At 66.9% G+C, this 24,862-nt stretch carries 17 protein-coding genes and 1 pseudogene; 8 read left to right on the top strand and 10 right to left on the bottom strand.

The genetic code is table 11. The annotated features are described in order from the left end of the window. Nucleotides 1–59: 59 nt before the first annotated feature. Both ASE52_RS16325 and ASE52_RS16330 read right to left on the bottom strand, forming a co-directional pair. Entirely contained in the window at nt 60–1,460 is a 1,401-nt protein-coding gene (locus tag ASE52_RS16325; RefSeq protein WP_057227589.1) for an ATP-binding protein, read from the bottom strand. Beyond that, nucleotides 1,457–2,221, bottom strand: coding sequence for a response regulator (locus tag ASE52_RS16330; protein ID WP_057228493.1), 765 nt, complete (start codon nt 2,219–2,221; stop codon nt 1,457–1,459). Before ASE52_RS16330 ends, ASE52_RS16325 begins: the two co-directional genes overlap by 4 nt. Before the next feature lie 216 nt (nt 2,222–2,437). Here ASE52_RS16330 and ASE52_RS16335 point away from each other — a divergent pair, with 216 nt between their 5' ends. Together ASE52_RS16335 and ASE52_RS16340 are read left to right on the top strand one after the other, a co-directional pair. Then, nucleotides 2,438–3,034 carry a hypothetical protein gene (locus ASE52_RS16335; RefSeq protein WP_057227591.1) on the top strand — a complete coding sequence of 199 codons (597 nt, stop codon included), beginning with the start codon at nt 2,438–2,440 and terminating at the stop codon, nt 3,032–3,034. Nucleotides 3,035–3,087: 53 nt separating this feature from the next. After that, nucleotides 3,088–4,059, top strand: coding sequence for an alpha/beta hydrolase (locus ASE52_RS16340; protein WP_057227593.1), 972 nt, complete (start codon nt 3,088–3,090; stop codon nt 4,057–4,059). Between the two features lie 67 nt (nt 4,060–4,126). Here ASE52_RS16340 and uvrA read toward each other — a convergent pair whose 3' ends face one another. Next, nucleotides 4,127–7,183, bottom strand: coding sequence for an excinuclease ABC subunit UvrA (gene uvrA, locus ASE52_RS16345; protein ID WP_057227594.1), 3,057 nt, complete (start codon nt 7,181–7,183; stop codon nt 4,127–4,129). Nucleotides 7,184–7,317: 134 nt separating this feature from the next. Between uvrA and cysC the strand changes: the two genes are divergently transcribed. The 6 genes from cysC (at nt 7,318) to ASE52_RS16375 (ending at nt 13,716) form a co-directional block, all read left to right on the top strand. Next, nucleotides 7,318–7,914 carry an adenylyl-sulfate kinase gene (gene cysC / locus ASE52_RS16350; RefSeq protein ID WP_057227596.1) on the top strand — a complete coding sequence of 199 codons (597 nt, stop codon included), beginning with the start codon at nt 7,318–7,320 and terminating at the stop codon, nt 7,912–7,914. A gap of 194 nt (nt 7,915–8,108) precedes the next feature. Continuing rightward, a complete protein-coding gene (locus ASE52_RS16355) occupies nt 8,109–9,287 on the top strand; it encodes an MFS transporter (RefSeq protein ID WP_010464670.1) in 1,179 nt (392 codons plus the stop codon). Between the two features lie 127 nt (nt 9,288–9,414). Further along, nucleotides 9,415–9,978 (top strand): single-stranded DNA-binding protein, encoded by a 564-nt coding sequence (ssb, locus tag ASE52_RS16360; RefSeq protein ID WP_010464671.1) that lies wholly within the window; start codon nt 9,415–9,417, stop codon nt 9,976–9,978. Nucleotides 9,979–10,280: 302 nt separating this feature from the next. Beyond that, nucleotides 10,281–10,856, top strand: coding sequence for a hypothetical protein (locus ASE52_RS16365; RefSeq protein ID WP_057227599.1), 576 nt, complete (start codon nt 10,281–10,283; stop codon nt 10,854–10,856). A gap of 83 nt (nt 10,857–10,939) precedes the next feature. Then, complete coding sequence (locus ASE52_RS16370) at nt 10,940–11,653, top strand: Bax inhibitor-1 family protein (RefSeq protein ID WP_010464675.1); 714 nt, start codon at nt 10,940–10,942, stop codon at nt 11,651–11,653. Nucleotides 11,654–12,075: 422 nt separating this feature from the next. Then, nucleotides 12,076–13,716, top strand: a complete 1,641-nt coding sequence (locus ASE52_RS16375; protein ID WP_241777027.1) for a hypothetical protein — start codon at nt 12,076–12,078, stop codon at nt 13,714–13,716. Between the two features lie 236 nt (nt 13,717–13,952). Here ASE52_RS16375 and ASE52_RS26330 read toward each other — a convergent pair. The 7 genes and pseudogenes from ASE52_RS26330 to bcsD all read right to left on the bottom strand — a co-directional run. Then, nucleotides 13,953–15,082 (bottom strand): cellulose synthase subunit BcsC-related outer membrane protein (locus tag ASE52_RS26330; RefSeq protein WP_241777028.1); only part of this gene is annotated, 1,130 nt, incomplete at its 5' end. A 4-nt stretch (nt 15,083–15,086) separates the two neighbouring features. Then, nucleotides 15,087–18,218, bottom strand: a pseudogene (locus tag ASE52_RS16380) (tetratricopeptide repeat protein); the annotation flags it as partial. Nucleotides 18,219–18,308: 90 nt separating this feature from the next. Next, complete coding sequence (gene bcsB, locus ASE52_RS16385; RefSeq protein WP_057227603.1) at nt 18,309–20,630, bottom strand: cellulose biosynthesis cyclic di-GMP-binding regulatory protein BcsB; 2,322 nt, start codon at nt 20,628–20,630, stop codon at nt 18,309–18,311. Nucleotides 20,631–20,659: 29 nt separating this feature from the next. Further along, complete coding sequence (gene bcsA, locus ASE52_RS16390) at nt 20,660–22,846, bottom strand: UDP-forming cellulose synthase catalytic subunit (RefSeq protein WP_010464684.1); 2,187 nt, start codon at nt 22,844–22,846, stop codon at nt 20,660–20,662. Further along, on the bottom strand, nt 22,843–23,622 hold the full coding sequence (gene bcsQ, locus ASE52_RS16395) for a cellulose biosynthesis protein BcsQ (RefSeq protein ID WP_057227605.1): 780 nt from the start codon (nt 23,620–23,622) through the stop codon (nt 22,843–22,845). Before bcsQ ends, bcsA begins: the two co-directional genes overlap by 4 nt. Continuing rightward, a complete protein-coding gene (bcsP, locus tag ASE52_RS16400; protein ID WP_057227607.1) occupies nt 23,619–24,173 on the bottom strand; it encodes a cellulose biosynthesis protein BcsP in 555 nt (184 codons plus the stop codon). Before bcsP ends, bcsQ begins: the two co-directional genes overlap by 4 nt. Nucleotides 24,174–24,221: 48 nt before the next feature. Then, nucleotides 24,222–24,680, bottom strand: a complete 459-nt coding sequence (gene bcsD, locus ASE52_RS16405; RefSeq protein WP_241777029.1) for a cellulose biosynthesis protein BcsD — start codon at nt 24,678–24,680, stop codon at nt 24,222–24,224. Nucleotides 24,681–24,862 lie beyond the last annotated feature (182 nt).

Consider the following 24,862-nt stretch of genomic DNA (forward strand, 5'->3'; position numbering starts at 1 on the left):
CGCCGCGCGGAGCGGCGGATGGACCGGGCAGCCCATTCGCCCCTCCGTTGCGCATCCGTTCACGCAGTCGCAGGCTCACCTCCCGGCCCCGCCAGCGGCAACACCAGCCGCGCACGCAGCCCCTGGCCGGGCGTGCTGTGCAACTCCAGCGCACCCCCATGGGCACGCGCCACGCGCTCGGCAATCGCCAGCCCCAGCCCGGCCCCGGGGGCGCCCGCACGCGCCGCACCACCACCGCGCACAAAAGGCTGGCGCATGCGGTCGATCTCTTCAGCGGTGATGCCGGGGCCTTGGTCCTGCACCTCCAGCCATACCTGGGTGGCGTCTGCCCCCGTGCGCAGCACCACCGGCGGCGCACCGTGGCGCCAGGCGTTTTCCACCAGGTTGTCCAACGCGCGGCGCAGGGCCTGGGGGCGTACGGGCACGTCGGGCAAGGCACCCAGTTCCAGCACCAGCGCGCGGCCATGGTCGGCCTGTGCTTCGGCCACGGCCTGGGCCAGGTCGTTGAGCGATGCAGCGATGGGCGCTTCTGCCTCACCACTGCGTGCGAACTGCAGGAACTGGCCCACGATGCCGTCCATCTCGTCGATGCTGCGCGCCATGCTGGCCGCCAGCGGCGCATCGACCTGCGCACCGGCAATCTCCACGCCCAGGCGCAGCTTGGTCAGCGGGGTGCGCAGGTCGTGCGACACGCCCGCCAGCATCAGCGCGCGCTCGTGGTCGGCGGCGGCCAAGCTCTGTGCCATCTGGTTGAAGCTGCGGCCCACGGTGGCGATTTCTTCGGGACCGGCCTCGGGCAGCACGGCAGGTGTCTGGCCCTGCGCAAGCTGCCGCGCTGCCACCACCACCTGGGCCATCGGCCGGTGGATGTGCCGCTGCAGCCACCATGCACCGAGCAGCGCCAGCAGCATGCTGACCAGCGTGGCCATGAGCCAGGCGCCGGTGAACTCGCGCGTGGGGAACACGCTGGGCAGGTTCAGCCAATAGCTCTCCGGCCCATCCGCGCCCTGGTGCACCACACGCAGGGCCAACACGCCGGTGCTGTCGCGGCGCCATAGCGGTTGCGGCGGCTGCGGGCTTTGTGTTGCCGCGCCGTCCGCACCAAGACGGCGCGACACGGCCAACACAAACTGCCGCTCCATGGGCGACAGCAGCGAACGCCGCGCTGCGCTCTCCGGCGCCACAGGCGGTGTGGCCAACGCGGCCTGCCGGTTGAACGCCTCGACAAACGCCCCACGCTGCGCCGGGGGCAGCGCCTGCAGCCCGGCCCGCAGCGCAGCCACGTTGCGCGCCACGCCATCGGCCACCTGCACCACGCGGGGCTTGAAGATCATCTGCCGCACCAGCACCGCCGCCACCAGCTGCCCCAGCACGATGAGCACGGCCATCAGCAGCAGGTTGCGCCCCAGCAGGCTGCGCGGCCAGAGCCCCCAGCGGCGGGTGGTTGCGGAGGCCGTCATGGCTGGCGCCCCCCACCGGGGGCAGCGCCATCGGGCACGAACACATAGCCCACGCCCCACACCGTGCGGATATGGCGCGGCTGGGCCGGGTCGGCCTCGATGAGCTTGCGCAGGCGCATCACCTGCACGTCGATGCTGCGGTCGGTGGCGGTGTGGTCGGGCCCGTAGGCCAGCGCAATGAGCCGGTCGCGCCCCAGTGGTCGGTGTGGCTGCCGGGCCAGCGCCTGCAGCAGCGCGAATTCGCCGGTGGTCAGGGGCACGTCCTGCGCACCGTAGCCGTCGTTCCCGTCGTTGCACTCCAGCCGGCGCTCGTCCAGCCACAGCGTGAACGCGCCAAACACAATGCGCCCACCCGCCTGGCGCGGCCCGGTGTGGGCGCCCAGCACACGCTGGCGCCGCACCATGGCCTGGATGCGGGCCAGCAGCTCGCGCGGGTTGAAGGGCTTGGGCAGGTAGTCGTCGGCGCCCATCTCCAGGCCGATGATGCGGTCCACCGGGTCGCCGCGCGCGGTGAGCATCAGGATGGGAATGGTCTCGCCCTGCGCGCGCAGGCGGCGGCAGATGGCCAGGCCGTCCTCGCCCGGCATCATCACGTCGAGCACCAGCACATCAAACCGCTCGCGCTGCAGCAGCACATCCAGCGGACCCGCGCCATCGACCGTGCGCACGGTGTAGCCCTGGTCGCTGAGGTAGCGCTGCAGCAGCGCGCGCAGGTCGGGCTCGTCATCGGCGACCAGGATCTTGGCCAGGGTGTCGGTCATGGGTACCAAAGGGGGCGAGTAGGCAAAAGGCGACAGCGTTTGCCAATGGTAGGCGGTTGCCGCGCGCATGCACTCCCGGTCATGACAAGGCATGGCGTTGCCACTGGCGTCTGTCATGGTTTGTCATACCTGGGCGCGCGTTTGCCATCGCTGGCTCACACCTGCCCGCCAAAGTCGGTACCTGTTCACCGATTTACTTAGCAAGGAGCTGCCGCCATGACCCCGCTGAACCGATCCACCGTGCACGACCTGTTGCAGCGCCCCGCGATGGCAGCGGGCGTTTTGATGTTCTTGGCCTCCATGGCCGTGCTGCTGGCCGCCTTGCTGGCGTTGGCCGCCCCGGCAGACGCCAACGCCCGCACCCACCGCAGTGTGGAGCACCACGCCGATGGCAGCACCACGGCACACACCGGCGTGGCCCGCAGCGGCCCGAATGGCGCGGTGCTGCGCGGCCGAGCCGCCACCACCGATGGGCGGGGCAGCGGCAGCGTGACCAGCCGCGCCGCCGCCGTGGGGGCGCAGGGCGGTGTGGCCGCACGCCAGGGCAGCACCACCCGCAGTGTTGACGGCAGCGCCAGCCACAGCGGCACGGTGTCCGCCCAGAATGCCCAGGGCAGCCTGCACAGCAGCGGCGGGGCGAGCCGCAATGCCGACGGCAGCGTGGAGCAGGCCCGCAGCACCACCGCCACCAGTGCGGCCACCGGCAACAGTGTGCAGACGCAGAGCAGCTACAGCAAGGACAGCGGCTTGAGCCGCAGCGCCACCTGCTACGACGCGAGCGGCACGGCCATGGCTTGTCCGACGCGGCCTTAACACCGTCTAGACCCAGCCATCGATTGCCACCCTCTGAACTCAGGAGCTTTGCCATGTCCCTGCGCCGCACCCTCACCTTCACCACCCTCGCCGCGCTCACGCTGGCCACTGCCAGTGCGCAGGCCCAAACCACCGCGCACAACGGTGGCCGCCTGCGCGCTCTCATCGCGCAAAAACAGGCAGCCGCAGCACCGGCAGCCCTGTCTGCAGGCGTGCAGCGCATCGCCGATGTGCCCTACGGCACCGACCCTGCACAGCGCATGGATGTGTATGTGCCCACCAGCCCCACCACCGGTACCAACAGCCTGGTGGCCAGCGCGGTGCGCGCGCCCGTCATCTTCATGGTGCATGGCGGCGGCTGGCGGCATGGCGACAAGGCCATGGGCCGCGTGGTGCAGGAGAAGGTGAACCGCTGGGTGCCCAAGGGCTTCATCCTCATCTCCATCAATTACCGCATGCTGCCCGACGCCCCCGTGGCCGTGCAGGAGCGCGATGTGCAGGCCGCCCTCATGGCCGCGCAGCAGCGCGCTGGCACCTGGGGCGGGGACCCGAGCCGCTTCATCCTCATGGGCCACTCGGCCGGTGCCCACCTGGTGGCCCTGCTCAATGCGCGCGCCCCGCAGGCGCTGCGCGAAGGCGCCTGGCCGTGGCTGGGCACCGTCTCGCTGGACAGCGCCATGATGAACGTGCCCGCCCGCATGCGCGCCCCGCACTTGCCGCTGTACGACGACGCATTTGGCGCTGACCCGGTTTATTGGGTAGCCATGTCGCCCTTCCACCAGTGGACGGCGGGCGCCCCGCCCCTGCAGATGGTGTGCTCGGCCCAGCGTGCGGACGACCCCTGCCAGCAATCCGATGCCATGGCCCGCCATGTGCGCAACCAGGGCGGCCGCGCCGAGGTGCTGCCGCAGGACCTGGACCATGGCGAAATCAACGCCCAACTGGGCCTGGACAGCGACTACACCCGGGCGGTGGAGGCCTTCATGGGATCGCTGGACGCTGAGGTGGCCCGTCGCCTGCAGTGATGCAGCGGCAAATTGCTACTGAATTAATAGCTTTTAGCGCTTTATAGATAAGCGCCAGAGGCCATTTTCATTCATATTTCGCCTGCAGGTAGGGCGCCAGATACCGCCCCGTATGGCTTGCCGGGTTGGCTGCCAACTCCTCGGGCGTGCCCACACCCACCACGGTGCCACCGCCTGCACCGCCCTCCGGCCCCATGTCGATGAGCCAATCGGCGGTTTTGATCACGTCGAGGTTGTGCTCGATGATGACGATGGTGTTGCCCGCGTCGCGCAGCTGGTGCAGCACCTTGAGCAAGAGATCAATGTCGGCAAAGTGCAGGCCGGTGGTGGGCTCGTCCAGGATGTAGAGCGTGCGGCCGGTGTCGCGCTTGCTCAGCTCCTGCGCCAGCTTCACACGTTGCGCCTCGCCCCCCGACAGCGTGGTGGCCGCCTGGCCCAGCCGGATGTACGACAGGCCCACATCCAGCAGCGTTTGTAGCTTGCGCGCGATGGTCGGCACGTCCTTGAAGAAGGCGGCGGCGTCTTCCACCGTCAGCTCCAGGATCTGCGCGATGTTCTTGCCCTTCCACAGCACTTCCAGCGTCTCGCGGTTGTAGCGCTGGCCGTGGCAGATGTCGCAGGGCACGTACACGTCGGGCAGAAAGTGCATCTCCACCTTCACCACGCCATCGCCCTGGCAGGCCTCGCAGCGGCCACCCGCCACGTTGAAGGAAAAGCGCCCGGGGCCATAGCCACGCTCCTTGGCGGTGTTGACCTCGGCCATCAGCTCGCGGATGGGGGTGAACAGGCCGGTGTAGGTGGCCGGATTGCTGCGCGGCGTGCGGCCGATGGGGCTCTGGTCGACGTTGATGACCTTGTCGAAGTACTCGATGCCCACGATCTCGTCGTGCGCGGCCGGCTCTTCGTGCGCGCGGTACAGCTGGCGGGCCACGGCGGCGTACAGCGTGTCGTTGACCAGCGTGCTCTTGCCCGAGCCCGACACGCCCGTCACGCAGGTGAGCAGCCCCACCGGAAAGTCCACCGTCACGTTCTTGAGGTTGTTGCCCGTGGCGCCTGCCACGCGCAGCGCCTGCAGGGCGCCCTGGCGCGCGTGGTGCTCGGCCATGCGTTCGGCGCGGCGTTTGCTGGCTTCGGTTTGCGGAAAGCGCGACTTGGCCTTGGCCTCCACCACGGGTGCCACCTGCTCGAGCACCGGCAGCCAGGGCGTGCGGCGCGGGGGCACGGCAATCGAGCGCACGCCCGACAGGTACTGGCCGGTGAGCGACTGCGTGTTGCCACGCACTTCGTCGTACGTGCCCTGCGCCATCACGCGCCCACCGTGCACACCTGCACCGGGTCCCATGTCGATCACATGGTCGGCGGCGCGCATCATGTCTTCGTCGTGCTCCACCACGATCACGCTGTTGCCGATGTCGCGCAGGTGTTTGAGCGTGGCGATCAGGCGGTCGTTGTCGCGCTGGTGCAGGCCGATGCTGGGCTCGTCCAGCACGTACATCACGCCCGTGAGGCCCGAGCCGATTTGTGACGCGAGGCGGATGCGCTGCGCCTCGCCGCCGGAGAGGGTCTCGGCGCTGCGGTCCAGGCTCAGGTAGCTCAGGCCCACGTCGTTCAAAAACTGCAGGCGCGTGGCGATCTCGCGCACCACCTTGTCGGCGATCTCGGCCTTGGCGCCGGTAAGCCTCAGGTCGTTGAACCAGGCATGGGCGGTATTCAGCGTGGCGTGGCTCACTTCAAAGATGGCGCGGGCCTGCTCGCCCTCGCCCAGCCGCACGTGGCGCGCTTCGCGGCGCAGGCGGGTGCCGTGGCATTCGGGGCAGGGCTGCGTGCTGCGAAAGCGCGCCAGGTCCTCGCGCACCACCACCGAATCGGTCTCGCGGTAGCGCCGCGCCATGTTGGGGATGATGCCTTCGAACGGGTGCTTCTTGGCATACACCTTGCCCTTGGAGGCACCGCTGTCCATGATGTAGCTGAAGGCGATTTCTTCGTCGCCCGAGCCGTGCAGGATGGCGTGCTGCACCGGCGCAGGCAGCGACTCGAAAGGCGCCTCGATGCTGAAGGCGTAGTGCTTGGCCAGGCTCTCGAGCATCGCAAAGTAGTAGCCGTTGCGCCGGTCCCAGCCCTTGATGGCGCCGCTGGCCAGGCTCAGCGTGGGGAAGGCCACCACGCGCGCGGGGTCGAACACATCGCGCTGGCCGATGCCGTCGCACGCGGGGCACGCGCCCATGGGCGAGTTGAACGAGAACAGGCGCGGCTCCAGCTCCGGCAGCGAGTAGCTGCAGACAGGGCAGGCGAACTTGCTGCTGAACAGGTGCTCTTGCCCCGTGTCCATCTCCAGCGCCAGCACGCGGCCGTTGCCCTCGTGCCCGCCCACGCGCAGCACCGACTCGATGCTCTCGGCCAGGCGCTGCTGCAGGTCGGCGCGCACCTTGATGCGGTCGATCACCACGTCGATGTTGTGCTTCTCGGTTTTCTTGAGCGCGGGCAGGTTCTCGTGCTCGTAGATCTGGCCGTCCACCCGAAAGCGGATGTAGCCCAGCGCCTGCATCTGCGCAAACAGCTCGACGAACTCGCCCTTCTTCTCGCGCGCCACGGGCGCCAGCAGCATGAGCTTGGTGTCCTCGGGCAGGGCCAGCACGGCGTCCACCATCTGGCTTACCGTCTGCGCGGCCAGCGGCAGGTTGTGGTCGGGGCAGTAGGGCGTGCCGGCGCGGGCGTAGAGCAGCCGCAGGTAGTCGTGGATCTCGGTCACCGTGCCCACGGTGGAGCGCGGGTTGTGGCTGGTGGCCTTCTGCTCGATGCTGATGGCGGGCGACAGGCCCTCGATCAGGTCGACATCGGGCTTGTCCAGCCGCCCCAGGAACTGCCGTGCATAGGCCGACAGGCTCTCCACATAGCGCCGCTGGCCTTCGGCATAGAGCGTGTCGAACGCCAGGCTCGACTTTCCCGACCCCGACAGCCCCGTGATCACCACCAGCTGGTTGCGCGGGATGTCGAGGTCGATGTTCTTGAGGTTGTGCGTGCGCGCCCCCCGGATGCTGATGCGCTGCTCACGCAGGGCGCGGGCGAGGTAAAGGCCGCTGCTGTCAGCAGCTTGGGCATCGGTGGGGGAATGGGAGTCGGTCACGGAGTGGGGAAACAGCAGGGAAACCGATCATGATAGGTCAAGCCCCGTGACCTTGCCCACCGCACCCATCCCCGGTGCTGCGCGCACCGCCATGCCGTTACCATGGCACGCCATATCCATTTGCTAGCGCCAAAGTGAAAGACTCCACAACACCCCACACACCCCATGTTCATGCTCAGGCACTCACCGTGACCCGCGTGGAACGCGAGAAGCTGGGGGGCCACGCTGGCCGGGTGGTCTGGCTCACCGGTCTGTCGGGTGCGGGCAAATCGACCATTGCCAATGCGCTGGAGCGGGAACTGAATCGCCAGGGCAAACGCACCTACATCCTGGACGGGGACAACATCCGCCAGGGGCTGAACCGGGATCTGGGCTTTTCGGACGCGGACCGGGCAGAGAACATCCGGCGCGTCGCGCAGGTGGCCCGCCTTTTTGTGGATGCGGGCGTGATCGTGGTGGTGGCCTTCATTTCGCCCTTCCGCGCAGAACGCCAGGCGGCCCGGGAACTGTTCGCCCCCGGGGATTTTCTGGAAGTGTTTGTCGATGTGCCCCTGGCACTCGCCGAAGAGCGCGACCCCAAGGGCCTGTACCGCAAGGCCCGCACGGGCGAGCTGCGCCAGTTCACGGGCATTGATTCGCCCTACGAGCCACCGCTGGCCGCCGAGCTGATGCTGCCCACAGCCGAGCTCACGCCCCAGGAATGCGTGCAGCGGATCTGCGGTTTGCTGTGAGCCTTTGGGCCGGTCAGCCCTGCCTTGCGGGGCGTGGCACGGCCCCGCGCATGCCCAAGCGGATCGCGGCGCTTGCGCAATGGGCGAAAATCCCTGCTTTACCTGCCCCATAGGGCACCACCGTGCCGGAATCTCCTTCTTCACTTGCGGGCGCTGCCCCGCCGCCCCTGTCGCCATCGCCTTCCGGCAACGCCATGACCCCGCTGGAGCGCCGCTCCAGCCTCAGTCTGGCGCTGATCTTTGCGCTGCGCATGCTGGGCCTGTTCCTGGTTCTGCCCGTGTTTGCGCTGGAGGCCCGCAAGTACCCCGGTGGGGATGACCCCGCCCTGGTGGGGCTTGCCATGGGCATCTACGGCCTGACGCAAGCCGTGCTGCAGTTGCCGCTGGGCATGGCGTCCGACCGGTTTGGGCGCAAGCGCGTGATCGTGCTGGGTCTTTTGGTGTTTGCAGCGGGTAGCCTGCTGGCCGCACTCGCCGATTCGCTCACGGGTCTGCTGGTGGGCCGCGCGCTGCAGGGCGCCGGGGCCGTATCGGCCGCCGTGACCGCCCTGCTGGCCGACCAGACCCGCGACGCCGTGCGCACCAAGGCCATGGCGCTGGTGGGCGGCAGCATTGGCCTGATGTTTGCCGTGGCGCTGGTGGCCGCCCCCGTGCTGGCCGCCCACATCGGCCTGGCGGGCCTGTTCGGCCTGACTTGCGCACTGGCGCTGGCGGGTGTGGCGGTAGTGGTGTGGTGGGTGCCCGCAGAACCCGCGCGGCACCAGAACGCCCCCCGGGGCCGCCTGGCCGATGTGTGGGGCCACCCCGACCTGCTGCGCCTGAACCTGGGTGTGTTCGTGCTGCACACCGTGCAACTGTCGATGTGGGTGGCCGTGCCGGCCATGCTGGTGCAGGCAGGCCTCGCCAAGGACCACCACTGGCAGGTCTACCTGCCCGCGGTGGTGCTGTCGTTTGTGGCCATGGGCGGGCTCTTCGCGCTGGAGCGCGCGGGCAGGCTGCGCGCAGCGCTGCTGGGTGCCATCGCGCTGGTGCTGCTGGTGCAGGCGGGCCTGGGCCTGCTGGCGGCCGGCGGCGACACGCCGACACTGTGGGTGCTGGGGCCTTTGCTGTTTGTGTTTTTCTGCGGATTCAACGCCCTGGAGGCCAGCCAGCCCAGCCTGGTGTCGCGCATGGCGCCAGCACAGTTGCGTGGCGCGGCGCTGGGGAGCTACAACACGCTGCAGTCGCTGGGCCTGTTTGCGGGCGGCGCACTGGGCGGCGCACTGGTGAAATGGGCCGGCGCTCCGGGCCTGTTTGCCGTCACCACGGTCCTCACGGCGCTGTGGCTGGTGCTGACCTGGCCCCTGCGGCCCGTGGGGCGCGGCGGGCACTGAGCGGCGAATCGCGCCACGCCGCCAGGGCTTCCCTTGCGGGCCGGTTGCGGCACAATGGTGCGTTTGGCGCCCGGAAACCCTCTCCAAATCCGGCGCTTCGTTACCCCTTTAAGGCAAAGACAGCACCATGGCATCCGTAAACAAAGTCATCATCGTCGGCAACCTGGGCCGCGACCCTGAAATGCGCACTTTCCCCAGTGGCGACCAGGTGGCCAACGTGACGATTGCCACCACCGACAAGTGGAAAGACAAGCAGTCTGGCGAAATGAAGGAAGCCACCGAGTGGCACCGCGTGGTCTTCAACGGCCGCCTCGCCGAGATCGCAGGCCAGTACCTGCGCAAGGGCTCGCAGGTGTATGTGGAAGGCAGCCTGCGCACCCGCAAGTGGACCGACCAGAGCGGCGTGGAAAAGTACAGCACCGAGATCCGCGCTGACCAGATGCAGATGCTGGGCAGCCGCCAGGGCATGGGCGGTGGCCAGGGTGGTGGTGGCCAGCAAGGCGGTGGTTATGACGATGGCGGCTACGGTGGTGGTGACCAGGGCGGTGGCTACGACCAGGCCCCCCGCCGCGCCGCGCCCCCGCCACGCCCCATGGCGGCCCCTGCACAGCGCCCAGCACCCGCGCCCGTGGCACAGGCACCCCGCGCAGCCTCGGGTTTTGACGACATGGATGACGACATCCCGTTCTAAACACCGAACGACTGCACTTCAGACACCAGGCCCGCAGCGCAGACGCTGCGGGCCTTTTTTTATGCGCCAGCGCGCTGAAGATGCCGTGGCGACCGCGCGCGCAGCGCTTTTACAACGACCCGCGCCACCGCCACCCCCTCAGTTTGTCCAGTGCGGCACGGGTGCAACGGCGTCAACACTTTCTTACACCCGTTGCGCCCAACTCGAAGATCATCGTGCCCTTGCCGGCGCCTGGCACCCAGCGCAGCCGGCAATTTCTGGCCTGTACCAACAACATTCAACAACACAAGAGAGGGATAGCCATGCCAAGCCTCGTTCGCAAGATTCTGATTTTCGTCACCGGTTACGCTTGGCTGCTGCTGCTGGCCGGGCCGGGCCTGATCGGCCTGTCGGTATACAGCGGCTGGAAGGCCGATGGCGACCACGCCTATGCAGCGCGGGAAAGCCTGGAAACCGTGGCGGGCACGGTGACCCAGGCCTCCGAGGTCACGGTCAAGCGCAAGCGCCGCACGACCAAGAAGTTCTACGAAATCAGCGTCAAGCCCGATGGCGCAGCTGCCGAGGCGCGCAAGCTGCGCATCGACTACAGCACGCCCCAGGAACTGGTGGGCAACCTGATCGACGAAAAAATCACCGCGCTGGTCGACAAGAGCGACAACGACCTGGTGTACGAAGTAGCTGTCGATGGAAAGCCCGTGATCAGCTATGAGGCGACCAAGCAGCGCCTGCAGGCCGAGGCCGCGTCCTCCGCCCAGTCCTTCAGCGGAGCTGGCACCTGGATCTTCGCGATCTTGCTGACCCTGATCGGCGCTGCAGGTGTGTGGTCCAACCGCAGGCTGCGCGCTGCGGACCAGGAACAGCAGCTCAGCGCCGCCTGACGATTTTTCACCGAGAGGGAGGGAGGAGTGCGCCTGCCGCGCCTTTCCTCTGACTACACAACGAACCCATAGAGGAATGTGCCATGAACCCCAATGCCCTGACCCCTTCGACGCCGGAAGGCGCACCGTTTGAACGGCGCGATTTCATCGTCTCTACCTATAAGCACCTTGGCGCGGCCATGCTGGCCTTTGTGGTGCTGTCCGCTGTCTTGATGGTGTCCGGATTCTCGGGCACCACCGCCAAGATGCTGCTGGGCAGCGGCAACAAATTCATCTGGCTGGGCGTCATGGGCGCGTTCATGCTGGTGGGCTGGCTGGCCTCGTACATGGCCGACAACTCTGAAAACCCGCAAACACAGCTGATGGGCCTGGGCCTGTACGTGCTGGCAGAAGGCCTGATCTTCGCGCCGATGTTCGGCATCGCACAGATCGTGGCCCCTGGTGCCATTGGCGCTGCGGCCTTCATCACGCTGCTGCTCGTGGGCGCGCTCACCTGGACGGCATTCACCACCAAGACCGACTTCTCGTTCCTGGGCGGCATCCTGAAGGTGGGTGGCCTGGTGGCCCTGGGCACCATCATTGCCGGCGCCATTTTCGGCTTCAAGCTGGGCATCTGGTTCTCGGGGATCATGGTGCTGTTTGCCGGCGCCTGCGTGCTGTACGACACCTCCCGCATCATCCACGACTACCCCGCTGACCGTCCTGCGGGCGCTGCACTGCACCTGTTTGCCTCGATCGCGCTGATGCTCTGGTACGTGCTGCGAATCCTGATCAGCCTGGCGACCAACGACGACTGAGCCGCTGTCCACCACGCCCAGCGCGGTGACAAGGGCCGGTTCCTGCAAAGGGGCCGGCCCTTTTTCTATGCCCCGGGCTGAAATTCCATCAAAAATAGGCCCCAGCGCTTAATGGATATGCGGCAAATGCTACTTAATTAATAGCAAATGAGGATTTATGCATCCTGGTGCACTGAGTGGCCTCGGCCATGCCACCCTCTGGGGCCGCATTTCGCGCGGGCGCGCTGCAGCCACACCGCCTGCAGCGCAACACTTGCATGCCATTTTCCTGTCGTCCCTGGCGCCCGCTGCTGGCACAATTGGATACAGCAAGACAGCCAGCATGCGCCCGCGCGCGCTCGCTGGCCCATCGATAGCGCCTGGCGCGCCACGGCGGCTTCTCGAAGAATCTCCATCACCCACTGTTCCTCTTTCTGTCCATCATGCGCAAATACTTCTGGCTATCCTTGACCTGTGCGGCGCTGCTCGCCAGTTGCGGCGGCGGCTCGTCCGACGGCGAAGACGTGGGCCCAGCCCCGGGCGTGCAGCAATTCCCTGGCGGCGTATGGGAGGGCACGGTGGGCACCGGCGTGGCGCAGCGGCAGGTGGTCGGTTACATCGATCCCGGCCCACTGGGCACCGGGGGCGAGTTCTACATGGCACGCGAGGCCCCGGGTGCGGCCGGTTTTGACGCGCTTTACGGACGCCTGAATGTCAACGTGACCGCAGTGCTGGCCACCGGCGTCACCTACTACTCGGTCCAGGACGGCAAATTTGCCTCGGGCCTGACCCTCCGTGGCACGGCATCGAACAGCGGCAAGATCGGCCGCACGGACGGCATCAGCGGCAACTACAGCGACCCGGTGCAGACAGCCGCCGCATCGGGCGCCGTGGTGCCGATCAAGCTCGCGTACAGCAGCCTCAATTTTCATCCAGCCCGCGCGAGCCTGGTCGAGGGCACGTACCGGGGCACAGGCCTGTTTGGTGGCGGATGGGTGCTCACGGTCACCCCCCAGGGCCAGCTCTCGGGCCGCGTCGGTGGCTGCCTGGTGACCGGCTCGGCCACACCACGCGCCGCAGACTCCCCGCTGTACTCGATGACACTGAATCTCTCGGGCGATACCACCTCCTGCGAGGCCAGCGGCACCCAGCAGTCCGGCATCGCCGTGCTGCGGTTTGACGCAGCGGGCGTCCCGAACGGCATCTGGGTGTTCACGCGCAATGCGACGGGCCCGAACAACACCTTCACCCTCAACGGCATCGCCGACCCCCGCACCACGGTACCGCCTTCCACCACGCCGTTGTCGGTGGCAGGCAACTGGCAGGGCTCGTTCACGCTGCCTGCAGGCGTGATTGGCGATACGACCGTCTGGGGCAGCGTGCTGCCGGACGGCGGCCTGTTCTTCTACACCAACAGCAGCCTGGACCACAACGCGCTGTACGGCCGGCTCATCCGGTACGAGAACAACGCCACGAACAACCGGTTTGTGACAGCCAACGACGGGGTGTTCTTCAACCGCCTGCTGGCCAACACGGGCGCGTACAACGAGTCCGTGCTGATCGATGGCACGCTGCAAAGCGGCAATGGCACCAGCACTGCTGGCCTGTTCAGCGGCAGCTTCAGCTATCCCACGCAACCGGGCGGCTTCCCCACCCGCTTCAGCGTCACGCCCGACCCGCTGTACGCCCTGCCCTCGGGCAAGGTGCCCAACGCGGCCTTGATCATCGGCACCTACAAGATGGCAGGCACGGGTTTTGGGGGCGACACCACGACGCTGACGGTGTTTGCCGACGGCGCCATCACCGGCCTGACCACCAGCGGCTGCGAAGTGGCGGGCAAGCTCCTGGGCGAGCTGGGCAGTGGCCTGAACCTGTACCGCGTCGAAGCGTTTGGCTATCTCAACAGCCCCAACGCGCCCATCACCTGCGGCCTGTCCTCCGGCCCACCGCAGTCCGGCTCGGCATCGGCGCAATTTGACGCGAATGGCAAGGTGATCGGCCTGCGCATCCTGACCGCCGGATTGTCTGTGGCGGGAACGCGTGCCCACACGGTGTTTGTGGGCGCCAAGCAGACCACGCCGTAACGGCAGGGGGCACCCCTCGCGCTATGCGGGGGTGTGCCAACCGGTGCAATTGCTGCGGTACCACTGTGAGTGGCTCGCGGGTCTTGGCTTTCAGTGCCTTCGCCCCGCGCATGTGCCGTCAGGCATGCAGACAGCCCTCCGCCACACGCGGTTGCCAACAAAAAAGGCCCGTCGCACAGGAAGTGCGACGGGCCTTTTTGTGACTTGCAGAGAGCGGGTGAGCGCCCTGGAAAAGTTCAGTAGCTATACGGTGACCGCAACGGGTTCACCGGGAACGCCTGCAGGCCGTTGTAGGGCTGGAAGGCATAGCGCACATACAGGCCGCCCGCAAATTCGCGGTAGTTGCGCGCATTGTTGAGCGCAAGGTGCCCGCCCACGAACACCTGTGGATGCATCTGGTACTCCATGGCCGCGCCCAGGTTATAGCCCAGGCCCGTGCGGGACTGGCCAGGGTAGATGGCCGTGGCACCCGTTTCGCCAAAGGCCAGCGCGTCGGCGGCGGCCTGGACGGCCGACACCTGCCGCGAAGGGCTGTTGGGGAAATACGGTGCCGCATCTTCCTTGAAATACTGCACACCCACCGAGCCCTTGAGCTGGTAGGACAGGCGGCCATTGCGCTGGGCCCATTCGACAGGAATGCCAAAGGACACAAACTGCTGCGGGCTGAAGTAGCCGCCGTGGCCCACCGTGAAGTAGCGCAGGTTGCGCTGGTACGACAGCCCCGTGAAACTCAGGCCGGCCGTGAGGTCGGCGTTCGATGTGCGGTGCACGTGCCAGTACATCCCGCCACCCAACTCGGCCCGCGCATTGCTGCGCACGCGGGTGCCGGTCAGGCCATGCAGGGAACCATAACCATAGATCCCCAGTTCGCCGTCGTCCCAGGTCAGGTCGGCGCGCCCGCCAGAGGCAGACACACCGCCCCAGCGGTCGCCCGTGCGGGCGTCGCGGACACCGGCAAATGACAGCAGGCTGTCGGTCACCGGGCGGCGCGAGAGGTCCACGGCCACAGTCAGGTCGTCGGTGATGGCGGTGCGGTATCTCACACCGGCCGTCACATCGGACTGTCCGAAGCCGAGCGGCGTGCTACCGATGTCTGCCCGGAAGCCTCCGCTTTCATAGCCCACGCTCAGCCCGATGCCGCTGTCGCTCTGCGAGCCCGCGCCACGTTCTGGCATTGCGAGGGCTGTGACCGGGCCGCCGCCAAAACGGCTGATGGTGCCGTAGGGCGAGCCGGGCGAACCTGCGCTGGCGCCCGTGGGGGTGACCCCCAGCAACAGGTGCCCATCACCCACGCTCATCTTCAACTGCACCGGTGCTTCGATCTCCGAGAGCTGGCTCATGCCCGCCTCGCCCTGCCGCGCGCGCGNNNNGTCGCGGGCCGTCCGAGGCCGTGTGGGGTCGGGCACGTTGCCCAGGCCCGCCGTGGCCCAGGCGGAAGGGGCTGCCGGGGCAGGCATTGCGCGCTGTGGGGGCAAGGACTGCGCACCGCCCGCATACCCAGCACCGTAAGCCTGGGCCGGGGTGAAGTAGCCCGCCGCAGCCGCTGGCTGCGCACCCATCGGTTGCATTGGCTGTGCGGACGGCACATAGGTAGGCGCCATGGCCGGTGTCGCCGCAGGGGCCATTGCCGACCGTGGGACGGAGGAGGGCAGTGCCGCTGCGTTGCGCCGTGCCGCATTGGCCGAAGCCGCCGTGTCGGCTGCAGCCACCGGGCTGGACGCCTCGGGGTAGTAGCTGGCGGGCGTCATGGGAGCGGCCTGCGCATAGGCCTGCGGTGCCGTGCCAAAGCGGCTCGCTCCCGCCGGGTCCGGTATGTAAAGGCCTGCAGGTGCGTTGCTGCGCGCCACCGGCTGGGGTGCGTACTGCTGGGGGGTGTAGCCCACCGGGGAACGTGCCACTGCAGCTACGCCCGGCACCGAGAGGCCGCCACCGGTACGCTGCTGCAGCGCTGCGCGCTGGGCAAACGGATTGCCCATGCGTGCAGGCCCCGCCGCCACACCACTGGCGGCCAGCACGGCATCGCGCTGCGCGTTCTCGGCGGCAACGGCGGCCGTGAAGAATTCAGTGGCCTTCGAATTTTTGCCCTGCACCCGGTACAGCCGCCCGGCGGCCGTCAGCACTTCGGGATCACGGGGCGCGCGCGCGAGCGCCACAGACAACAGCGACTCCGCATAGCCGTAGTCCTTGGCGCCAGTGGCCATGGCGGCGGTCTGCAGGATCAGAGGCACATCATTGGGAGACTTTTCCAGCAGCCGTGCATACAGCGCCTGCGCCTGGGCGTAGTCATTGTTGGCCGCATACATGCGGGCCAGGGCCGCCATGGCCAAGGGCTCATCGGGCTGTTCGGCCAGCAGGGGGACGAGCGTGTCGTACGCCGTGACCAGATCACCGGCCTCACGCAGGCCGTCGGCCTGGCGCACGATGTAGGCGCGGCGGATGTCGCTGAAGCTCTTGCGCTCGCGGTCATTCATGGGGGCCGTCTGCAGCTGCCGCAGGATGCCCGCCAGTTCCACGTCCTGCTGGGTCTTGAGCAAGGTAGCCGCGTACTGCAGGCGCAGGCCCACATCGGGCCGGGGGGTGCGGGCCAGCACCTGGCGCACCATGCCCAGCGCGCGCTGCGGATCGCCGGCATCCGCATAGGCCAGGGCCAGGGCGCCCAGCAGCTCGGGGTCTTGCGTGGCAAAGGACTCGGCCTGAGCCAGGGTGGCCAGGGCTTCCGTCTGGCGGCCTTCCGCTGCCAGCGCCGAAGCCGCCGAAGTCTGCACATGCACCCACACCCGTTTTTGCAGCGCGGCGATGTCACGCGTGCGGTGCTTTTCTGGAACGCGGTCCAGCAAGGCCAGTGCGCTAGGCCAGTCACCCGCCTCCGAGGCCAGCAAGGCGCTGGCATACAGGGCTTCGGGCATGTTGGGGTTGGACAGCAGCAGCCCGTCCATCACGCCCCGCGCCTCCGCCACAGCCCCCATGCGCAGGTACAGGCGGGCGAGGTCCAGCCGCACCCAGGGGCTGGCCGGGTCGTTCAGCAGGGCATCTTCCAGCGCAGCACGGGCGGCCGCGGTGTCGCCACGCTCTGTCGCGGCGCGTGCCCGGCCCAGGGCCTGCGAGGCACGCAGGCGCCCCAGGGCACCCACCTTTTCCTGTTGCGAGGGCGACAGCTTCTCGACCAACGCCAGGGCTTCGGCCGCCTTGTTGTTCTGCGCCAGTACACCCACCAGGCCCCGCACTGCATCGGGGTTGTCGGCCTGGCGCGCCAGCACGCGCCGGTAGGCGGCCTCTGCCGCGTCGTACTGGCCATCTTCGACCAGCAGGTCTGCCAGATCGGTTTCGGCCGTGACTTCCGCCGGATTCAGCCGCACGGCCTGCTCCAGCGAACGCCGCGCCGCCGCTGTCTCGCCACGGTCACGTTCGGTGGTGGCCTGCTCCACCAGGCTCCAGTAGGCGGCACTGTCCAGCGCCTGCTTCCAGCGACTGGCCGAGCCCGCGCGCGAGGCACGCTCCAGCAGCCCCCGTGCTTCGGAAAACCGCTCCTGGCGCAGCCGCAGGATGCCGAGACCACCCAGTGCATCGCCATCGGCGGGGCGCGACTCCAGCACGTTCAGAAATGCAGCCTCCGCGGCATCCAGTTCGCCGTCGTCCAGTGACTGGAAACCCGCCGTGGTCCGCTGGCGCAGTGGGTCGGCGGTCCGGACGGGGGCGGCCTGGGTTTGCTTTTGCAGGTTCTGGGCCTGCGCCAGGCGCGTTTGCACCGCCGTGTCCCCGGGGTTGGCGCGCAGAAATTCCTGGTACAGCGGAATGTCGGCCGAGCGATTTCCCGTCCAGGCGAGCGCCTTGCGCCAGCTCTCCGTCGCGGCCTTGCCCACGTCAGGGCGCCCCGCCAGCCGCGCCAGCTGGGTTACACCCTCACGGCGCGTGGCGTCGCGGTAGGTCAGGTGCTGCGCCAGGGCCAGCGCGATTTGCGGGTCTTCGGGGGATTCCTGCGCCAGGCGGCTCAGGCCCCGGCGGGCCTCGTCCCAGCCGCCCGCCGTGGCGCCCAGGGTCTGGTAATACTCCAGCGCCAGCGGACCAGTGGGCGGGCGGTCTCCCAGCGCGGCCTGGTAAGTACTCAAGGCTTGGTTGGCCTGCCCGCTGCGGGCCTGCTGGCGCGCAGTTTCGATCTGGGGCGCGCTGCGGCCTGTGCGGATGGATTCCTGCAGGCGACTCACCAGCGGACTGCGCGGGTGGGCCGCCTGCAACTGGTTCAGGTAGCGCTGGGCGCCTTCGGGACGCTGGGCATTGAGCTCCACCAGTGCCATCCCATAAAGGGCCTGGGCGTTCTGGGGGTTGATGCGCAGCAGCTTCTGCCATGCCTCTCCCGCGCGCTCGGTGTCACCGCGCTCTTGCCAGTACTGCCCCTGGTCCAACAGGGTCTGCTCGGCCCCGGTCTGCGCCCAGGCGGCAGCAGGCGCCATCAGCGAGGCCAGCAGCCCCATGGCGAGTGTGTGATGACGACGTTTGGAGGACATGCCTTCCTTCTCCCTGCGAGGCTCCCGGCCACCAAAGTGCCAGGAATGTGTTGCGTGATTCAGAAACGGCGGGGCGTGCTCTGCACTGCCTCAGCCTTTTTGCTTCAGTCGGGCCCGTGCGCGCGCTCTCAGCGACAGGTACATGATGATCGCAATCAGCACCGCCGCCGACACGCCCAGCACAATCAGCAGCAACGGGTTGCGCGAAAGAAACCATTGCGAGTAGAGGAAGGGGCCCAACTGACCCACATGGTAGTTTTTCTCGGCGACCAGGCTGTCGACCTGTTTGCCACGGATCACCGTGGTGCTGCCCTGCACATGCTTGAGCAGTTCGGCGTCCAGCAGTGCGTCCATCACCTGCGAAAGGCCCGCCGGCTGGTTGCTGGCCACGAGCACCACGCTGCGGCCACTGCGCAACGGCGATTCAAAACCCGCCACCAGCGCGTCGGTGCTGGTGCTGGAGAACGCGACCTGGCTGCGCCGGGCATGCACGCCAGATTCCTGGCCAAAACCCCACCAGCGCATCAGGCGGTTGGCGAAATCCGACATCTGGAAACTCTTCGCGTCGCCCTGCAAGGCGGCAGGAATGGAACTGGCCCATTGCTTGAGCAAGGGCTGGTTGCCACCGGAGGCAATGACCAGCAGGTCCTTGTCGGCGAGGCGATCCACCTGCTGGGCCTGCGCCACGGTCACGCCCAGGGCCGGGTAACCCGTGACGCGCCCCATGACACCCATCAAACCCAGATAAGCCGCGTACTCCTGCGCGCCCGGCTTGTCCGGCATCACCACGGCAGATTCTGAAAGGTCCGCCATGCGGGTGAACGGGAACCCGGCATTGCCAAAGGCCGCCAGGTCCGGCATGGCAATGAAATGCGGGAAGCCGGAGATGTCGATGGTCGAATCGGCCTCCACCGAACCTCGGACGTTGTCGAGCGGCACGTCCTTGCAGGCGCCCTGCTTGACCACGTCGTAGTAGTAATGCATCTGCAGCTGCGACTGGGCTGGCAGCTTGAACAGCGGGATGTGGAAGGTCTCGCGCTCCGGCGCCATCTCGCCCTTGGGCATCACCGTCGTCAGAAGACGGTCCAGCGCACCGGGCTCTTCATGGTTCACCGCGTGCAAGGGCAGCGAACGCAGGAATTGCTGGTTCACATTGATGTTGAGGGTGGATTTGTCGGCGTTGGGACGCGGTGTGTAGCGATAGCGCAGGTCCACCGGAATGCCCTTCTGGCGCCATGCGAAAAGATCGGGCGGCAAGAAGAAGTTCAGGCGAATCAGATCCGGCGAGTATCCAGACACATTGAGCGCCTCGGCCTCTACCAGCTCCCCAAACTTCACGGGCCGGTCATTCGCCAGCCAGTTGGGCGCGTCGTAGGGCTTGCGGGGCTTGAGTTCCGTGACCTCGGTGATCCGCGCAAGCGGGCCGGACAGGGCCGAGGAGCCAATGGCCAGCGCCTTGGCAGCGACGCCAAGCTCGGCCTCGTCCCGCCCCATGACCAGCAACAGCTTGCCGTTGCGGTCTGCAGGGTGGCTCACCACGGCCACGGTGGGGCCCTGGATGTCTGGCAGGGTCAAGCCGGCAGGGGCCTGCGCCTTGCCCGCAATCATCACCACGGCGTTGCCACGCGCCGGAAGCTCGCCCACGAGCGATGGGAACCTGGCGCCCCGGAAACCTGCCAGCGCACCAAACCACGACGACATCGTGCCAGCGGCCTGCAAGGTGCCCGTGTTGGGCGCTGCGCCGAACACCATGGGCAGTTCCAACGGCCGTACATCCCGGCGATCAAAGAAAGGCTGCGGCAGCAGCGCCAGATCGTTCGTCTGGGCCACGGGTGCCACCGTAAGTTCCAGCACGCTGTCGTTGCCGACGTTGGCCCACAGGCTGGAGTGCAGCGGGTCTTCGCACTCCATCGTGTAGTGGCCGATGAGCTGCAGGTTCAGCCGGTTGAACTCGGTAATGAGGCGCGGCGGGATAACGATCTCGCGCTGCAGGTTTTCGCCGCCTTGCTGTGTGGTGACGGGGATGGTGGCCGCCACCTGCTCGTTCACCAGCACCTTGATGTGGGACAGGTTGGGGAGCAGGGCGGGGGAGTAGGAATAGTTCAGCTTCAGTCGGGCGCCCGTGACCACTTCGTCGTTGCGCACGCTGAATGCCACGCCGCTGGTACCATCGACGCCACGCAATTGCAGCGGAAACAGGGCTCCCAGGTCCTTGAAACTGGTGCGGTGCACACGCACCCCACTTTCCGAGGGCTGCGCCGCAGACGCCATCTCCGTTCCAGCAGCCGCGGGTGCGGGGGCTGCAGAGAGTTGGGACACAGGCACGGCGGTCCCTGCCAGTACCAAGGCCAGCATGGCAGGCAGCATGCGCTTGCGCGGCAGCCGCGCTGTCGGATGTCTTTTGGAAATCATGGTTGGAATCTTTGGAAACAGGGAAAGGCTTAACGGGGCTTCAGGGACTTGACGGCGGAGACGGTCAATTGCCCCACGCCACGCAGCCCGATCACGATCACGCTGCGGAGCGAACTCAGTGGCTTGTCGCGCTGACCGGTGCCCCAGGTGGCAATCCACGCATCGGCCCGTGCAAACGTCAGCGATGCCAGTTCGGCCTGCTGTCGCAGGCTGAGGTTGTCGAACTTCACGCCCAGGCGCCCCTTGCCGCTGAACGTGACAACCGCCGGAAAAACGCCTTCTTCGTCCGACCGGAACAGCGACACGGAAAGACGGCTTCCCATGGGAATATCGCTGTCTGGCGGTACGGACAAGCCCAGCCCATGCTGGGAGAAATCTTCGGTCTTGCACACCAACGTGCGCCCGTTGTCAAAGCGTATGACGGCAGGCAAGGCCGCCGCCACGCGCGGCGTGCCACGGATCTGGCGCGTCTCGCTGGCCACCGCCACGCTGGCACCCAGCAGGATGACGTTGTAGGTCGTCCAGACCATGTTGATGACCAGCGTGGTGGTTTCATCGCCTGCGGAAGAGAACAGCTTCCAGATCCCGACCGAGAAACCCACCAGATTGATCAACAGCAGCACCACATAGGGCCGGGCGATGGTCCAGTCGAAATAGGCCTTCTCGATCACTCCCCCCTTGGCCGTCACGTTGAACTTGCCCAGCTTGGGGTTGATGAAGGCCACGATCACCGGGCGCATGATGTACCAGGCCAGCACCGATTCGTACACCTCGTTCCAGAACGAATGCCGAAAGCGCCCCTGGATGCGGGAGTTGGTCACGCTGGCATGGGCCAGGTGGGGCAAGGCATAGGCGGTGATCATCAGCGCCGTGGCCTGGAACACGTGCGCACCGAAGAACAGGTACGCCAGCGGCGCAGTCAGAAAAACCAGGCGCGGCAGGCCATAGAAGAAGTGCAGCATTGCGTTCAGGTAACACAGGCGCTGGCCGAACTTGAGGCCCTTGCCGAACAACGGATTGTCGGTACGCGCGATCTGCGCCATGCCCCGCGCCCAGCGGATGCGCTGGCCCACGTGGCCGGACAGGCTTTCGGTGGCCAGGCCTGCTGCCTGGGGCACTTCGAGGTAGGCCGTGTTGTAGCCCAGACGGCTGAGCTTGAGCGCGGTGTGTGCGTCCTCGGTCACGGTTTCTACCGCAATGCCGCCCACTTCCAGCAGCTCCTTGCGACGGATGATGGCGCAGGAACCACAGAAGAACGACGCGTTCCAGAGGTCATTGCCGTCCTGCACGATGCCGTAGAACAGTTCGCCCTCGTTGGGCATCCGGTGGAACGTGTCCAGGTTGCGTTCGAACGGATCCGGCGAGAAGAACACGTGGGGCGTCTGCAGCATCACCAGGTTGGTGTCCTTGAAGAACCAGCCCATGCACACCTGCAGGAAAGAACGCGTGGGAATGTGGTCGCAATCGAAGATGGCGATGTATTCGGAGTGCGTGACCTTGAGCGCCGCGTTGATGTTGCCCGCCTTGGCATGGTGGTTGTTGTCGCGGATCAGGTAGCCCACGCCCAGCTCTTCGCAGAATTCGCGGAACTCGGGGCGACGGCCGTCGTCGAGCACATACACGTGCAGGCGATCGGCCGGCCAGTCCAGGCTCATGGCCGAGAACACGGTCTGGCGCACCACTTCGAGCGGTTCGTTGTACGAGGGGATGAACACGTCCACGCTGGGCCAGGTACTGATGTCCTCAGGCATGGGAACCGGGCGGCGCTGCAGGGGCCACGCCGTCTGGAAGTAGCCGATGAGCAGCACCGCGAATGCATACAGCTCTGCCAACACCAAGCCATACCCGAATGCCGCGTCCAGCCAGTTGGTAAAACCGATGGTGTCGGTAAAGCGCCAGTAGATGTAGCGCGATGACGCCGAGATCGACAGCACGATCATCGCCAGCGTGGACAGTCGCCCTGGGGTTCTGCTCAGCAGGAGTGCCGCACCAAACGAGCCCAAAGAAAAAAGAATTTGCCCCTGCAGATCCAGCGGCACGCTGATGACCAGCCCCATCAGCAAGGCGCTGAACACCACCGCCGCAACACGCGCCACGGGGTGTTGCCAAAGATCCCACCCGGTGATGGCATGCACCACGGTGCGCCAGTGCGCCTGGGGGCTGTGGGAATCGGCGTCGGCGACCTCGTCAGCCTTGGGGCGTTGGTCCATGCTCATCGCGTGGCTCCAGCCCGTGGCAGGCGCAGGCGCTGCGCAAGGACACGGGCGCATTTGAGCAGGTCGTCGGCCGCCTGACCCTGGGGGTCGTACTCCAGCACACTCTGGTCATAGGCCAGCGCCTCGCGCACCGCCTGGTCTTCGTGGATCACACCCACCAGACGCTCGCCAAGGTTGTCCTGCATCACACGCGTGATGTCCTTGGACAACTGGCGCGCACCGTCGGCCTGGTTGAGCACGTACAGCGTTTCGGAAAAATCGGGGCGCGGCGTGCAGTAGGTATGCACCAGGCGCTGCATGAGGGCCAGCGAAGCATAGGACGCCGCGTCGGGCAGACTGACCACCACCACCACCTGGGCCGCCGACAGCGCCTGCTGCATGTAGACAGACGGGCCGGGCGGCGTATCCACCACCACCGCGTCCGGCGGGAGCTCCAGACCCTGGAGTTGCTGCGTCAGCCAGTTCGGATGCGCGTCCAGATGCCGCTCGAAGGCCATGCGGTCGGATTCGTTCACCACCCCATAGGGCAGCACATACACCCCTGACGGACTTTGCACGCAGACCGAGCCCCACTCCTGGCCTGCCAGACTGGCGCGGGATACGCCTGCAAGCGACCGGGGATCGGCACCAAAGTGCAAGCCCAGAGCATTCTGGGGGTCCATGTCCACAACCAGCAGTGTGCCAACACCCTCACGCTGCAAGGCGGTGGCCAGATTCGCAGTCAGGGTCGTCTTGCCTACGCCGCCTTTGGCAGAAACAATAGCAATCACTTTCATGCATGGCCCTTGCGAGGCTGCCAGGCCGGTGCTGGTGCCGGTGCAGCGCTGCCTGCCACGGGAGCACCCGCCAGACGCGCAAAAACCGATGAAAGGTCCACGGGCAAGGACTCCTGGGGCACGGCCTGCTCCTCCAAAGAAGCCGGCGCAGCCGGGGCCCGCAGGCCAGCAAGACCTGCCAAGGGGGACCGGGAGGCCATCGTGGTGGCCACGGGCGGCAGACGGTCTGCTGCCGCCGCCAATACCGTGACGGGCGCAGCCACCGGGCGGGGAGCCTCGGCGACCAAGGGCGCGGCGCGTGGCAGCTCCACTGCGGGTTCAGGCCGCACCGCAACCGGCGCCTGTACCTGCTGGGGGGCTGGCGCCATGGCGGCACCGGCGCGGCGGTCTACCGAAGGTACGTCATGGGCCACGGCGTCTCGAACTGCCGAGACGAGGGGCCAGCGTTCGTTGGAAAGCTTGTGCTCCTGCTTGCGGGCCAGCTCATGGTAAGGGTCCGCCTTGGCCCCAAACTGCTGAAAGAGGTTCACGATGTCGTCTGAGTGTTTCATGGTCACCGCCAATGCCGGAACATATCCAAAAATCCGAAGCCCGGAGGCTCAGCGCGCTAGCTGAAGGTGCACACACCCCCAGGCATCCGCAGGCGCACACTGGGCCACCTTGAGCGGACCAGCACCCGCCTGCTCGAACCAGCTTTGGTAGACCCCTTCCAGGAAACCACCCGACCACTGCACGTGGTCCGGCCCGAGTGCAGCAGATACGGGCGACAGGCTGTGGTGGATGTTCAACTGTCCAACTTCCTGCGTCAAATCAACCCAGCCCCAGTCGATGCGCTCCCAGACGGCCGTCATGCCGCGCTGCAGATCCTCCACCGTGGCACACGCTGGCAAAGGGTGGTCTGCGGCAAACCGTACACCCACACGGAACATCAGCGCACGCAGGTCTTCCGGTGGCAGTGCCGCGGCGAATTCCGCCGCCAAGGCCTGGAAAAATCCCCGCCACTGCATTGAACACCGCTGCAGGGCCAGATGGTTGGTGACGTCTGGGCTGGAGGGCATGGAAACAATTTGAGACATGGTGCACACAAGAGCAAGCATCGGGCCCGCTTGTGACGGCCACCAGCAGGAGGGACTAAGGGTTAACCATGTGCATCGATTGATACATATGGTTTCAAACAGCTTTTTGGAGAATTCTAGAAGGCCAGCCCTCGCAAGTGACGCTTCTGGTGGCGAACCAAAGG

Source organism: Acidovorax sp. Root275 (assembly GCF_001428965.1).
Classification (GTDB): domain Bacteria; phylum Pseudomonadota; class Gammaproteobacteria; order Burkholderiales; family Burkholderiaceae_C; genus Acidovorax; species Acidovorax radicis.